The sequence below is a fragment of the Streptoverticillium olivoreticuli subsp. olivoreticuli genome (assembly GCF_003391135.1).
Lineage (GTDB): Bacteria > Actinomycetota > Actinomycetes > Streptomycetales > Streptomycetaceae > Streptomyces > Streptomyces blastmyceticus.
This window is the reverse complement of record NZ_CP031455.1, coordinates 4,966,571-4,979,696: the sequence shown is the minus strand read 5'-3', so window position 1 is coordinate 4,979,696 and position 13,126 is coordinate 4,966,571. Positions and strand designations below refer to the sequence as shown.

14 protein-coding genes are annotated in these 13,126 nt (G+C 71.4%); 8 read left to right on the top strand and 6 right to left on the bottom strand.

The window, feature by feature from the left end; all coding sequences use genetic code 11:
• Positions 1–101: 101 nt before the first annotated feature.
• Entirely contained in the window at positions 102–365 is a 264-nt protein-coding gene (locus DXZ73_RS21815; protein WP_116212768.1) for a hypothetical protein, read from the bottom strand.
• A complete protein-coding gene (locus DXZ73_RS21810) occupies positions 353–538 on the bottom strand; it encodes a hypothetical protein (RefSeq protein WP_116212767.1) in 186 nt (61 codons plus the stop codon). Before DXZ73_RS21810 ends, DXZ73_RS21815 begins: the two co-directional genes overlap by 13 nt.
• A gap of 266 nt (positions 539–804) precedes the next feature.
• Here DXZ73_RS21810 and DXZ73_RS21805 point away from each other — a divergent pair, with 266 nt between their 5' ends.
• The 3 genes from DXZ73_RS21805 (at position 805) to DXZ73_RS21795 (ending at position 4,201) form a co-directional block, all read left to right on the top strand.
• Positions 805–2,010: an RICIN domain-containing protein gene (locus DXZ73_RS21805; RefSeq protein ID WP_116212766.1), complete on the top strand. Its 1,206-nt coding sequence runs from the start codon at positions 805–807 to the stop codon at positions 2,008–2,010.
• Between the two features lie 374 nt (positions 2,011–2,384).
• Positions 2,385–3,038 (top strand): response regulator transcription factor, encoded by a 654-nt coding sequence (locus DXZ73_RS21800; RefSeq protein WP_116215762.1) that lies wholly within the window; start codon positions 2,385–2,387, stop codon positions 3,036–3,038.
• Entirely contained in the window at positions 3,035–4,201 is a 1,167-nt protein-coding gene (locus tag DXZ73_RS21795) for a sensor histidine kinase (protein WP_116212765.1), read from the top strand. The genes DXZ73_RS21800 and DXZ73_RS21795 overlap by 4 nt, the downstream gene beginning before the upstream one ends.
• A 62-nt stretch (positions 4,202–4,263) precedes the next feature.
• On the opposite strand, the gene DXZ73_RS21790 is transcribed toward DXZ73_RS21795, so the two are convergent.
• Positions 4,264–5,616 (bottom strand): vWA domain-containing protein, encoded by a 1,353-nt coding sequence (locus tag DXZ73_RS21790; protein WP_116212764.1) that lies wholly within the window; start codon positions 5,614–5,616, stop codon positions 4,264–4,266.
• 267 nt (positions 5,617–5,883) lie between these two features.
• On the bottom strand, positions 5,884–6,432 hold the full coding sequence (locus DXZ73_RS21785) for a hypothetical protein (RefSeq protein WP_116212763.1): 549 nt from the start codon (positions 6,430–6,432) through the stop codon (positions 5,884–5,886).
• A 213-nt stretch (positions 6,433–6,645) separates the two neighbouring features.
• On the opposite strand from DXZ73_RS21785, the gene DXZ73_RS21780 reads away from it, so the two are divergent.
• The gene (locus tag DXZ73_RS21780) at positions 6,646–7,821 is read left to right on the top strand and encodes an alpha/beta hydrolase (RefSeq protein ID WP_116212762.1); all 1,176 of its coding nucleotides are present in this window, start codon (positions 6,646–6,648) and stop codon (positions 7,819–7,821) included.
• Positions 7,822–7,867: 46 nt separating this feature from the next.
• Here DXZ73_RS21780 and DXZ73_RS21775 read toward each other — a convergent pair whose 3' ends face one another.
• Entirely contained in the window at positions 7,868–8,929 is a 1,062-nt protein-coding gene (locus tag DXZ73_RS21775) for an alpha/beta hydrolase (protein WP_116212761.1), read from the bottom strand.
• A 245-nt stretch (positions 8,930–9,174) separates the two neighbouring features.
• Between DXZ73_RS21775 and DXZ73_RS21770 the strand changes: the two genes are divergently transcribed.
• Positions 9,175–9,849, top strand: coding sequence for a ScbR family autoregulator-binding transcription factor (locus DXZ73_RS21770; protein ID WP_116212760.1), 675 nt, complete (start codon positions 9,175–9,177; stop codon positions 9,847–9,849).
• Between the two features lie 15 nt (positions 9,850–9,864).
• Here DXZ73_RS21770 and DXZ73_RS21765 read toward each other — a convergent pair whose 3' ends face one another.
• Complete coding sequence (locus DXZ73_RS21765; RefSeq protein ID WP_116212759.1) at positions 9,865–10,443, bottom strand: TetR/AcrR family transcriptional regulator; 579 nt, start codon at positions 10,441–10,443, stop codon at positions 9,865–9,867.
• 689 nt (positions 10,444–11,132) lie between these two features.
• Here DXZ73_RS21765 and DXZ73_RS21760 point away from each other — a divergent pair.
• The 3 genes from DXZ73_RS21760 to DXZ73_RS21750 all read left to right on the top strand — a co-directional run bounded on the left by DXZ73_RS21760 (position 11,133) and on the right by DXZ73_RS21750 (position 13,057).
• Complete coding sequence (locus DXZ73_RS21760) at positions 11,133–11,525, top strand: rodlin (RefSeq protein WP_116212758.1); 393 nt, start codon at positions 11,133–11,135, stop codon at positions 11,523–11,525.
• A 231-nt stretch (positions 11,526–11,756) separates the two neighbouring features.
• Positions 11,757–12,221 (top strand): rodlin, encoded by a 465-nt coding sequence (locus DXZ73_RS21755; RefSeq protein ID WP_338059133.1) that lies wholly within the window; start codon positions 11,757–11,759, stop codon positions 12,219–12,221.
• 140 nt (positions 12,222–12,361) lie between these two features.
• On the top strand, positions 12,362–13,057 hold the full coding sequence (locus DXZ73_RS21750; protein ID WP_240351434.1) for a hypothetical protein: 696 nt from the start codon (positions 12,362–12,364) through the stop codon (positions 13,055–13,057).
• Positions 13,058–13,126: the final 69 nt, after the last annotated feature.

Genomic DNA, 13,126 nt, shown 5'->3' with positions numbered 1-13,126 from the left:
CGCGGTTTACAGAGGTCTTTAGCGTATCCGAGGGCCGGGGGGTGCCCGCGCGGCGATTTCGGCGTCCGCCGCGGGGGCCCGCCCTTGCACCGCCCGGGCCTTCAGCCCCTGACCGGCGGCGGCTCGGACATCCACGCCCGCCACGGCCTGGTGATCACCTCCCGGTAGGTGTGGTGGGACGGATTGCTTCCCGCGTGCCGGAACGTCCAGCCCTGGGCGTCCGTGAAGTCCTCCACCGCGGCCGAGCACGCCTCGCACACCGCGCACTGCATCGCGTACGTGATCGGCTCCGCGTCCGGCTCCTGGTCCGGCTGGAGGGTCCAGTTCCCGAAGAGGAAGACGGTGCGCGCGGTCAAAGCCCCCACCTGCTCTCGGCATTCAGCCGCGCCACGCGGGCGCGCAGCGCCTCCGCCTCGGAGGCGGGCCGGGCGCACTCGGGCGGGCAGTCCCACTCGACGCCGCCCTGAGGGGGACGTAGCTGTACGTATCCGGCGTGCCGGTCCATGACCTGGCCGAGGCGGTTGGTGCGCGTGTCCACGGCATAACTCACGGGGGTGGGAGGAGGGGGAGTGGGGGCAGGGAGCGAGGGGGGATTTTCATTGCTCACGCTTTGAGGATGCCCACTGAGACGTGAGCCTGATCAGACCACTTGAACGAGGCTTCGCCGCTGCCGCGGGCGGTCCCGCCGTACGGCCCGCGCGCCGCCGTACGGATGGCCGGGTTTCCTGTCGCACCCCATCTCCCGCGCTCCTAACGTGGGGCGCCGGAGCAAGGCAGTGAATCCGGCCGTTCACAGGAGGGTCCATGAGCGTCAGCGCCAAGACCACGTACCTGATCAGGAACGACGAGACCGGGCTGTATCTGACGGCGAAGGGCGCGGCGGTGGTGCAGGAGCGGCTGCACGCGTGGCCGCCCCGGGCCGGGCAGGCGTGGCGGCTGGAGCCCGGGCAGGGGGGCAGGGACACCTACCGGGTGCGGAATCTGCGCAGCGGCCGGTATCTCCAGGTCCGCCGGTACGCCAAGGGCACCGCCGTCGGGCAGGCGCACCTGAACGAGAGCGCGCCCGCGTACCGGAGCCAGACCTGGCGGATCACGAACGACGCGGACGAGGGGTCGCCCGTCGTCAACGTCCACAGCGATCTGCGGCTGACCGTGCGCGACGGCGCCACCGCCGAGGGCGCGGTGATCGAGCAGACGCGGGAGACCGTGGCCGCGCGTGCCGGGGCCCAGCGGTGGCACTTCGAGGCCGTCGAACGGGCCGGTGGGACACGGGCGTTCGACGCGCTGGCCGGGCTGGTGGTGGAGCCCGGCACCGGGGGCATCGTCTCGACGGCCGCCGGCGTGCTGAAGACGACGCTGGAGGCGACCGGTGGCGTCTTCGGGACGGTGTCCAAGTGGGTGCCGGGGAGCGACCGCACGCCGTACATCCGCTTCGACGGGTTCCGGGACGACGAGGTCATCCGCTTCTCCCAGCGGAACCGGGTGGAGACCGAGCGGAAGAAGATCAGCGAGGCGTTCCCGCACCTGGCCAAGGAGTTCCACGGCGGCTTCGACTTCGTGACGCGCACGCCGCGGGGCCACCGGTATCCGTATCTCGGCGTCAAGGGCGATCTCGCCGTCGAGTTCTCGGACCGGGAGGGCGAGGACCTGCTGCCCGCCGACGACTACTTCCCCGCCCAGGAGCTCCAGCCGCGGGCCGGCCGGCGCTTCAAGGCGGTGTCCGCGGCGCCGGACGGCTCGTCCTACCTGGTGTTCGGGGAGCGCGGGACCGTGGTCGTCGACCGGCCCGGCTCGCCGTACGAGCGCGAGGTGCGCGAGGTCGAACTTGGGCATCTGCCGAAGGAGTTCGGCGGCGTGCCGGACGCGGTGGCCTCGGCGGGCGTGGGGGAGGAGACGCACTTCTTCGCGACGAAGGGGGACCGCTATCTCGTCTTCACGCTGCGCGAGGTGATCCAGGGGCCGGCGGAGATCCTGGACGCCTATCCGTTCCTGCTGGGGGTGTGGCTGTAGCGCGGGCCGGAAGACGTCTGCCCGGGTGGCGGGAGGTGCGAACCCTCTCCCGCCACCCGAGCTCCCCTCCCCCTCATCGGCTCAGGTTCCCGGCTGCGACAGATCCTCGGCGGCGACGGATCCTCGGCTGCGATGGCTCTTCGACTGTGACGGATCCGAAGAGTGATCCTACGACTACCTAGGGTAGTCACTCGATCGCACCGGCGTCACCACCGTGAAGGGGCGCCCGGAGGTGACCGAGGGGGCGCGCGAGGCATGCGCCCCGGCCCCGCACGCCCCGGTCCCCGCGACGGAGACATCCGCGAAACATCCCGTGCGGTAGACCCACATGCATGCTGGAAAGGGGGTCAATACCGACAAGGATGGACAACGGGATGCGTGTGCTGGTCGCCGAGGACGAGGAAATACTGGCCGAGCTCGTGGCCACCGGCCTGCGCCGGGCCGGGTTCGCCGTGGACACGGTCTACAGCGGGGACGCCGCGATCGCCTATCTCGACCTGCACGACTACGACGTCGTCGTCCTCGACCGCGATCTCCCCCGGGTGCACGGCGACGACGTCACCCGCCGCCTCGTCGCCTCCGGCTCCCGCACCCGCATCCTGATGCTCACCGCGGCCGGCAGCATGGAGGACCGCGTCGCCGGGCTGGACCTGGGCGCCGACGACTATCTCCCCAAGCCGTTCGAGTTTCCCGAGCTGGTCTCGCGCGTACGGGCACTGCGCCGCCGCAGCGCCCGACCCGCGCCGCCGGTGCTGGAGCGCTCCGGGCTGCGGCTGGACACCGTGCGGCGCACGGCCTCCCGCGACGGCCGGGACCTGGACCTCTCCCCCAAGGAGTTCGCCCTGCTCCAGATCCTGCTGGAGGCGGAGGGCGCTGTCGTCAGCGCGGAGGAGCTGCTGGAGCGCGCCTGGGACGCGCACGCCGACCCCTTCACCGGGGCCGTGCGCGTGGCCATGAGCAAGCTGCGCGGCAAGCTCGGCGAGCCGCCGCTGATCCGTACCGTCCAGGGCGTCGGGTACGCGCTGTGAGGCTCCGCGTCCGCGGACCCGCGCTCACCGCCCGTACGCGCATCGCCGCCGCCTACGGCGCGGTGTTCCTCGTGCTCGGCACGCTGCTGCTGGTCACCGTCAACGTCCTCTCCCGCGCCGGTACGCGCGAACAGGCCACGGTCATCGCGCGCACCGCGATGCCGGTGGAGGCGCTGCGGCCGGGCGAGCCGGCCGGCGCCTATCAGGGGCAGGAGATCAAGAGCCTCGCCCCGTCCATGATCTCCCAGGTCACCGGCGACGTCAGCGCCGCCGCCTCCCATCAGCTCGTCCTGTGGTCCGTGCTCGCCCTGCTGCTCACCGCCCTGCTGGCGGTGGGCGTCGGCTGGTGGACGGCGGGGCGCGTGCTGCGGCCCGTCCACGCCATGACCGCCACCGCCCGCCGCATCTCCGAGCGCAATCTCCACGAGCGCATCGGACAGCGCGGCCCGGACGACGAGCTCAAGGAGCTGGCCGACACGATCGACGCGCTCCTCGGCCGCCTGGAAGGTGCCTTCGACAGCCAGCGCCGCTTCGTCTCCAACGCCTCCCACGAACTGCGCACCCCGCTCGCCACCCAGCGCGCCGCCATCCAGGTCGGCCTGGACGGCGACCTGTCGCCGGAGGAACTGGCGCGCACGAAGGCGCTGTTGCTGGAGACCAACCGGCGCTCGGAGCACCTGATCGACGGCCTGCTCGTGCTGGCCCGCAGCGAACGCGGACTGGAGCGCCGGGATCCGCTCGACCTCGCGGACGTCGTGGCGGAGGAGACGGCCGCCGTCGCGGACCGCGCGGAACGGGAGGGCGTACGCGTCGAGGCGCACGCCGCCCCCGCCCCGCTCACCGGCAACCGCGTACTGCTCGCCCAGCTGACCGGCAACCTGCTGCGCAACGCGGTGGGCTACAACCACCCGGGCGGGAGCGTGGAAGTGGACGTACGGCCGGGCCGGTTGACGGTGACGAACACCGGACCGGAGGTGGCGGCGGAGGACGTCGACGGCCTCTTCGAGCCCTTCCGGCGGGGCGCCGGGCGGGAGCGGCTCGGTGGCGGCACGGGCCTCGGCCTCTCGATCGTCCGGTCCATCGCGCGGGCGCACGACGGGACGGTGGAGGCGGTCCCGCGGCCGGGCGGCGGCCTCCGGGTGACGGTGCGGTTCCGCCCGTGAGACGAAAAGAGGCCGCCCCCGGTCGTGGGGGCGGCCTTTCGCCGTACGGCGCTGTGGAGCGGCTACTTCACGATGCCCGCGGCCCGGGCCTCGGCCAGCCACTCCGGGAACTCGATCATCAGCTCCTGGTAGAGGCGCGCGTCCGTCAGGGCGCGCGGGTCGCGGCCCGCGTGGAAGAAGCCAGCGTTGTCGACGACGCGCTTCTCGGGGACCGCGAGGTCGTCGAGCTTGCGCAGGAAGTCGAAGCCCTTGCCCTCCGGGTCGCCGAAGCCCACGAACTGCCAGAAGATGGGGAGCTTCGCCGCCTCGCACAGGGCGCGCTCCGCGGCCGGCTTGCTGTAGGGGCCGCCGTCGGTCTGGAAGATGACGAACGCCGGGTCCGTGGCGCCCGACTTCCGGTAGTGGTCGATCACCGCTTCCATGGCCCAGTGGTAGTTGGTGCGGCCCATGTGGCCCATGGAGGCGTGGAGTTCGTCGATCCGGCCCTCGTAGTTCGTGAGGTCCAGATCGGCCGTGCCGTCGATGTCGGTGGAGAAGAAGACGACGGGCACGGTGCCGTCGTCGTCGAGGTTGGCGGAGAGGCCGAGGGCCTGCTCGGCGAGGTGCTGGACCGTGCCGTTCTTGTAGTACTCGCGCATCGACCCCGAGCGGTCGAGGACCAGATAGACGGCCGCGCGCTGCCCGGTGAGTCCCTGCTTCTCCAGTGAGACCGCCGCGGCCTTGCACAGGCTGACCAGCGCGGGCGCGGTCTTCTCCACCTTCCGCGGACCGACGGCCTGCTCCGCGCCGATGGCGCCGGCGGTCCCCGCGTCGCGCGGCGGCATCGCGGGCTGCGGCTCGGGCGTCGGGCCCGGGGCGGGTTCGGGCCTGGGGACCGGGCGCGGCGTCGGCTCGGGCTCCACCGGCGGCGAGGGGAGCGGAGCGGGCACCGGGTCCGGCTCCGGGATGGGCTTGGGGGAGGGCATCGGCGTCGGCCCGGGTTCCGGCTGGGGGAGCGGATCCGGCTTGGGCGTCGGCCCAGGAGTGGGGCCGAGCGGCCCGGGGTCGGGCACGCGGTCCGTGGTGGGCTGCGCGGGGACCGGCGCGCGGAAGGGCTCGGCCGGGGCCGGCTCCGAGGCGGGGGCCGGGACGGAAGCGGACGCGGAGGCGGGCGCGGGCTCCGAGGCGGGGGCCGGGACCGAAGCGGAAGCCGACGCGGTGTCAGGAGCCGTCGTCGTCACGGGTTCCGCCGACGGCCCGGGGACGACCGCGGCGGGCTCCTTCTCCGGGGCGGGCGCGGAGCCGGCGGCCGGTTCCGTGCCGTCGGCTCCGGCCGTCCGTCCCGCGTTCTGCTGGGGCAGGCTGGGTTCGTCGCGCTCGGCTGTCGCTGTCCTGGACCGGCCGAACGCGTTCCGCAGCAGACTCCGAATGCCCATGGGGAGAAGTCCTTCACGTGTCTCGGGGGTTATGAAATGTCCGGAGTGTCGGGGAATATCCCAGGTCCGGACGGCTACGTAAGGCTAGCCGTCACGCGCCTCCCGGCGTGCCGAGACCCTCGTAAGCCGTCACGCGCCCGACACCGTCGGGGGACGGCCCCCGCGCCCGGTTGCTCCAGCTGGGCTCACCCGTGAGCGCGCCGGGCGCCGGACAGGCACCACCACGCCTGCCCTCGCGGCATCCTCACACACCGTCAGGGGTGACGGTCACCTTCGCAGCGGCCGCGTGAAGACCTCCCGCACGGCCCCGTCCCCGAGCGTCAGTTTTCCCGCGGTCGTCCACCCCCACGAGAGCCGGGCCGCGTGCGCGCCGTCCCCGTGCGCGTCCGCAGGGGACAGGACCATCGCCGCGAGCCCCGCCCCGCTGCCGGAGAGCAGCCGGTCGTGGAGGCGGCCGCCGGTGCCCTGGCGGCGGTGGCGCGGCAGGACCATCAGCTCGGCGACGAGGAAGACCCGCCCGGCGGCCGTCAGCTCCTCCAGGTCCGCGGGGACGGGCCCGTCGAAGCCCTGCCAGCGGTCGCTGTCCCGGGCCAGCGGATAGCCGTACGCGCAGCCGACCGGCCCGCGGTTCTCGGCGATCACCAGGTCGAAGCCGGGCCGCGAGGAGTCCTCGGCCAGCCGTTCCTGGAAGCGGGAGCGGCTGTGGGAGGGCTCGCCGGGCGTGCCCCCGTACGCCGCTACGTGCAGATCCGCGAGCTGCTCGCGGTACTGGTCGGACTGCCAGCGGCTCAACCTGCGCAAGAAGACGTCGCCCATGCGCCCTTCCTGCCCAGCGCGGCCGTCACCCACCCCCGGGTGGGCGGTTTCCGGCGCGGTAACGGTGTCGTACGCCCAGGACACGAGCAGGCCAAGAGCAGGGTAAGAAATGGGTCCAGGGCAACCCTCTCCACCTATTCCGGCCTCTTTATCGGTGAGCATCGTTTTACCGAACATGAGTACCCACCACGGGGGCAGGGAGTTGAGAGCCGCATGGGCCTGACCAGCCGGTCACTCTTGTATACGGTGGTGTTCGTCGCCGTGCTGTGCGTCGGCCTCACCGTATGGCTCTGGCCGCGGCTCTCCGGGCGCGGCGCGCTGCCCGTGCTGGGGCGGCTCGGTTCGATCCTGGTGACCCAGTTGTCGATCATGTCCGTGGTGCTGCTCGCGGTGAACTCCGCGAACAGCTTCTACGGCACCTGGGGCCAGCTGCTCGGCCGCTACGACCGGTCGCCCGGCCAGGTCACGGCGGTCACCGACACCAATACGGGGACGACGGTCGACGCGGCCAAGGGCGGCCTGATCCGGCCCGCGAGCTCACAGAGCACGGACCGCATGGGCCTGCCGGACGGCCCCAAGGACAAGGTCGGGACGGTGGAGTCGGTGCGCCTGGTGGGCCGCCGCTCCAATGTCGTCGAGCCGGCGTTCGTGTATCTGCCGCCGCAGTATTTCCAGAAGCAGTACGAGCGCCAGCGCTTCCCCGTGATCGTGGCCATCAGCGGCTATCCGGGCGGCATCGACAACCTCTCCAAATACCTCCAGATCCCGAAGACCGCGAGCGAGCTGCTGGCCGGGAAGAAGATGCAGCCGACCGTGATCGTGATGCTCCGGCCGACGATCGCGCCGCCGCGCGACACCGAGTGCGTGGACGTCCCGGGCGGCCCGCAGGCGGAGACGTACTTCACCAAGGACGTGCCCGAGGCCCTGCGCAGCGCCTATCGCGTCGGCCACGAGGCCAGCGCCTGGGGCGCCATGGGCTACTCCTCGGGCGGCACCTGCGCGCTGGAGCTCGCGATGCGCCAGCCCTCCGTCTATCCCGCTGCGGCCGCCCTCTCCGCCGACTACAAGATCAAGAATGATCTGACCACGGGAAACCTCTTCGGCAGCGGGGACGAGGCGAAGCAGCGGGAGCGCGAGCACGATCTGATCTGGCGCCTGAAGAACCTGCCCGTGCCGAAGGTCTCCGTGCTCGTCACCAGCAGCAAAAAGGGCGAGAAGAACTTCAAGGAGACGGAGAAGTTCCTCAAGGCGGTCAAGGAGCCGATGTTCGCCTCCAAGATCATTCTGGATGAGGGCAGCCACAACTTCACCACCTGGCGGCGGGAGATCTCGCCGAGCCTGGAGTGGATGAGCAAGCAGCTGGTTTTCCCGCAGGACGTCAACAGCTGAGCTTTCGCGAAATTCGCGGGAAAGGGACCTTCCGGGTCCCTTTCCCTTATGCCGGCCCCTTGTCCAGCTCCTCGCCCAGCCAGCTGAACGCCTCCGGGTACATCGAGATCCACGTGTTGTAGTTGTGCCCGCCCTTCTGCGCCAGCATGGTCTTCAGCCGGACCTTGCTGCCCGCGGCCGCCCGCTGGAACTCCTCGATGTACGAGGGCGGGCTGTCCCGGTCCTGGCGCGAGGTCGCCAGGAACAGGCCGACGTCCGCCTTGGTGTGGGCCACCAGCCACATCGGGCTGTTGTGCAGCCGCAGCTGCGCGTCCGGCAGGACGCCCCGGTCACCGGTCAGCGGATCCGGGTCCAGGGCCGCGCCCGCGCCGAACACCTTGGGGTACTGCAGGGGCAGCTTGGCCGCGCAGTAGCCGCCCGTGGAGATGCCCAGCAGCCCCCAGTAGCGCGGGCCCTTCCCGGTCCTGAAGTGGTGCCGGATCAGGTCGGGGACGTCCGAGGAGAGCCACGTCGCGACCTTGTGCCCGGTGGTGTCCGTGCAGTCCGTGTCGACACCGCCGGGGTTGATGATCGGCACGGCGAGGATGAACGGCCGGCTCGCCCCGTCCCTGAGCAGCTTCTGGAAGTCGCCGGGCATATGGCCCTGCTCCATCCACGACTGCGGCGACCCGGGGACACCGTGCAGCAGCAGCACGACGGGGAAGTCGGTCTTGCGGTAGCGCGGGTCGTCGTACTGCGGCGGGGTCCAGACCATCACCTGCCCGGACAGCGCCGAGGCGCGCCCGCGGACGTACGTCTCCTGTATGCCGGCGTCCCCGCGCAGGAAGCGGGCCCGCTCCGGGGGCGGGCCGGGCATCGACACCGGGCCCGAGCCGCCGGGCCGCCCCAGCAGGTCGTCCCAGGAGGCGTAGAGCCCGTAGCTGCTGTTGATCCATGTCGCGACGACACAGATCGCGGTCACCTGGCACAGCCCGATCAGCACGATCCGCGCCACCCAGGCGAACGGGCGCGGGCCGGGGATCCTCGCCCACAGCAGCAGCGTCGCCAGCACGGCGACCACGGTCGCCGCGACGAGCATGGCGAAGAACGCGGTCCCGGTGAGACTCATCCGTGCGGGCTCCCTCGGCTCGTCGGACCGGCCGCGGCCGGTGGCGTCGGACCCCAGTCAACCCCCTTCCGGGCCATGGCGCCGGACATGATGGCTGGTTCGCTCTCCTCCCTTGACGCGGGTGTCCTGCATACGCTCTACGCCGCGGCCGCGCGCGGTAACCCGGCGGCAGCGACAGCGGCCAGCGATCCGCCCTGCCGCGCAGGACGCGGTGCGCGGGTCCCTCAGCGATGCGGAGGCGTACCGTGGCAAAGCAGGACCGTGCGATAAGAACGCGGCGGGCCATCCTGGAAGCGGCCGCGGTGGTGTTCGACGAGCGGGGCTATGACGCCGCCACCATCAGCGAGATCCTCGCCCGCGCCGAAGTGACCAAGGGTGCGCTGTACTTCCACTTCGCCTCGAAGGAGGACCTGGCCCGCGCCGTCGTCCAGACGCGGATGTCCGTCACCGCGCTCCGCCCCGAACTGCCGCGCTCCTCCAAGATGCAGGAGCTGGTCGACATCGGGATGATCTTCACGCACCGGCTGTTGGTGGACCCGGTGCTGCGCGGCAGCGTGCGGCTGTCCATCGAACACAGCGCGACGGCGGCGCACCGCGACGGCCGGTTCGACGAATGGACCGAGCTGCACACCCGGACCCTGATGGAGGGCAAGGAGCGCGGCGAGGTGCTGCCGCACGTCATGCCGTCGGAGGTCGCCGAGCTGATCGTCGCCGCGTACGGCGGCATCAACGCCCTCTCCCAGACGGTCTGCGGCCGGGCCGACCTGGAGCGCCGGGCCATCGTGCTCTACGAGCACCTGATGCCCGGCGTGGCCGTGCCGGCCGTGCTGGCCCGGCTCGACATCGCCCCCGGCCGGGGCGCCCGCGCGCTCGCGGAACTGGAGCGGCAGCGCGCCGCCACCCCGGCCGGGGTCGCCTGAAAGGGTCAATCGCGGTCAGCCGGACTGGCCCGCGGGAGCACCGATGGTCTCCAGCGCGACCTTGAGGAGCGCCTGGCGCTTCTCCTCGTCCGTACCGCCGAGCCCGTCCAGTGTGAACGCCCCGAAGTGGACGGTCAGCAGGGCGCTGGCGACGCGGATGTGGGTGTCGAAGTCGACGTCCCCGGTGTGCATCAGCCGGGAGATGGCCTCGACGCGGCTGCGCAGCGTCCGCCCGACGGCCAGGTCGCGCAGGGTCGCCTGGTTCTCCTGGAGGATGTGGTAGATCGGCATGGCCGACTTCAGGGCCGCGCTGTAGCGGGTCATCAACTCCCGCCTGGTATCGAGGGTCGGTGGCTGTTCCTCGGCCCAGGCGATGAGTTCGTCCACCGGGCGCCCGAGATCCTCGGAGATCGCGGTGAGGATGTCCTCCTTCGTCTTGAAGTGGTAGTACAGCGCCGCCTTGGTGACGCCGAGCTCCTCGGCGATCTCCCGCAGCGACGTCTTCTCGTAGCCGCGTGAGACAAAGAGGTCCAGGGCCGTTTTCTGGATGCGCTCACGGGTGTCGCTCCTGCGCGCCTGAGGGGTGCTGCCCATGGTCTCTCCTGCTGTTGTCGTGAACCTGCCGCCCTCAACCGGATCTACTTGTTGCCCGGCAAGTTGGCAGCCTGCCTTCGTGGGTTCCGCCGGCCCCGTCCGCAAGGAAGTGACCGGTCGGGTCGCCGTCGCACACGCTGGGCGGGCGTGGAGATCATGCCGCAGGAAACCTCCGCGGCGGGGGCCGCGACGACGACCGCGACACCACCGGCACGCAATACGTACATTGTCGTGGGCCTCCCTGCCATCGCCCCGCCGCTCAATTCACCGTCACCCGTGCGGACTTGGCGGCCGGGTGCACGCGGACGCGGCGGAGCGCGCGCGGGTCGCGGCGGGCGGACCGGCGGACGGTGCGGCGCTCGCCGGCGCCGGGGCTCCAGGGGGGTGTCCGCGGTGGTGATGCGCGGCCCGCGGGCCGAACGCGCCCTCCACGAAGCCCTGTCCGGATTCCCCTCACGCGCCGGCGGCTCACCCTCGGGCCTTGTCGCCGTGTCACGCTCTCCGGCGTCATTGTCCATAGGCAGCTCGGCCGGTCATAAGAGTGCCAGTAATACGTCCCGCGATGTGCCAGTAATACGTGCAGCGAGCCCACTGGCTCGAATGAGTGAAAGCCCGGAACCTCTCCAAAAGGCCGGAGTTATTCAGAACGCTTTCCCAGTGGGGGCGCTACACGATCGAAAGGCATAGACGTGCTCAAGAAGGCAATGGCCACGACCGCGATGACGGTTTCCGCGGTCGGTTCCCTCGCCGGCCCCGCGCTGGCGATCGGCAACGACCAGGACGTTGCCAACGGCAACGCCGCCAAGACCGGCTATGGGAACACCAGGACCGGGGGCGTCGAGAGCCCGCAGATGAGCCTGATCCAGGGCACGCTGAACAAGCCTTGCCTGGGCATCGGCAAGCTGGGTGTCCAGTCCGTACTGGCCCTGATCAACGTGGGCGTCCAGGACGTTCCGGTCCTGTCCTCGCAGCAGCAGCAGCAGTGCACCGACAACTCCACGATCAACGACGGGGACGACCCGCTGTCGCACATCCTGTCGGAGATTCCGGTCCTGTCCGGCAACGGTTCCGGCAACGGCTGACCGTAGGCACCGGACGACACCGGATGCACGAAAAGCCCCCTCTGCCGCGGGTGTGCGGGCCCCGCGGCAGGGGGGCTTTTCGTTCCGATTTCCCGCCGGGCCGCCATCGTGTGCCTTTTATGCTGATCGGGCCGCACGGTGGGCTGAAGGAGTGAAGCCGAATAACCTCCGCCGTATTTCCGAGTTAGCCAGGGCGCTCCCGTAAATCGTCGACCAGAGCGAAGGAATAGCGTGATCAAGAAAGTAGTGGCCACCACGGTGCTCGTGGCTTCCGCGGCCGGCGTCTCCACCGCCCCGGCGATGGCGGTGGGCAACGGAAGCGACGTTTCCAACGCGAATGGTGCCGGCCAGATGTACGGCAACACCTGGACCGGCGGCTATATGAGCCCCCAGATGGGGCTGATCAACGGCTCGCTCAACAAGCCCTGCCTCGGCATCGGCAAGCTCGGCGCCCAGTCGCTCATCGGCCTGCTCAACGTCGGCCTCCAGGACATCCCGATCCTGTCCTCGCAGCAGCAGCAGCAGTGCACCGAGAACTCCACGATCCAGGACGGGGACGACCCGCTCTCGCACATCCTCGACGAGATCCCGATCCTGTCGGACAACGGCTCCTGGAACCGTGAGGACCACGAAGGCCATGGCCACGGCCACGAAGGTCACGGCGGTCACCACGGTCACCACCACGACGAGGACTGACCCGTCCCCCACCTGAACAAGCCGCCCCCGGGCCGACCCGGGGGCGGCTTTCCGCGTGCACCGGGGGAGTCCACCGGTTCGCGGAGAACCACGCACGGCGCACCGCGCGGGCCCCGCCCCCGTGCGCCATAATCGCGATCATGCTGCCCGAGATGCCCCCGCCCGCGCCGGAAGGGCTGCACCGGCGGCTGTTGCCCGATGTGGTGGACGCCTGCGCGCCGGTGACCGTCGTGCTCGCCGGGGCCTACGCGGTGCGGGCGCACGGGCTCGGGGGACGGCCGGGGCGGGACCTGGAGTTCGTCACCGACGCGCCCCTGCCCATGGCGGGGATCGCGGCGGCGCTCCGGTCCGGGCTGGAGGAGCGGGGCTGGCAGGTGCGGCCGGTGTCGGCCGATCCCCTCGCGGCACGGCTCACCGTGGCCGACCCCACGACCGGCGAGGAGTGCGCCGTCGACCTCCGCAAGGAGACCCTGTGGCGGCCTCCGGTGCCCACGGAGTACGGCTCCGTGCCCGCGGTCGAGGACGTGGTCGGCCTCGAAGTGCGCGCCCTGGCCGACCTCGGGCTCGCCCGCAGCCTCGTCGACGTCCGTGCAGCGGCCGCCCGTTGGTCCGCCGTCGAACTCGAGGAGCTCGGCCGCCGCCACGCCCGCGACGCCGCCTTCGACCTCACCGACCTCCAGGCCCGGCTCGCCGGGGCGGAATGGATCGACGACAGCGAGTTCACCGCCCAGGGCCTGGACGAGGCCGCCGTCGCCGGACTTCGCCGCTGGGCCCAGGCGTGGGCCGACGACATCGCGGAGCGGCTGATGGAGGACGCGGCGTACGAGGACGAGTGAGGGCGGTGGCCTGAACCGGGTGTTCGCGGCGGCAGGCGACCTTGTCCGGCCTCCGGGGGTCCTGAAGGA